Here is a 272-nt window from a genome sequence, read left to right on the forward strand (position 1 = left end):
CAGGACGACTACGCCAGCTGCGGCAGGCCTGCACCACTTCTTTTTCCAGCAGAACCGGGTCGATGTCCAGACGGTTCTTCGGGTCGACCCGCAGAATCAGCTGCACACGGGCCAGCACGGATTCGGAGAAGAAGGTCCAGAACTCGCAGTCAGAGGCTTTCAGACGATCCATCAGCACTTGCTGTATCTTCTGGCGCACTTCGGTGGAGTAGATGTCACGCGGCACATAGGCCAGGCAGTAGCACAAACGACCGTACGGGTCTTTGCGCAGG

At 58.8% G+C, this 272-nt stretch carries 1 protein-coding gene; it reads right to left on the reverse strand.

Annotated features, from left to right (window positions below; genetic code table 11):
• The coding region (locus ACEN88_RS35490) for a hypothetical protein (RefSeq protein ID WP_413347092.1) at positions 1–272 on the reverse strand (272 nt) is incomplete at both ends.

The organism is Massilia sp. CT11-108 (genome assembly GCF_047302915.1).
GTDB lineage: Bacteria > Pseudomonadota > Gammaproteobacteria > Burkholderiales > Burkholderiaceae_D > Telluria > Telluria orientalis.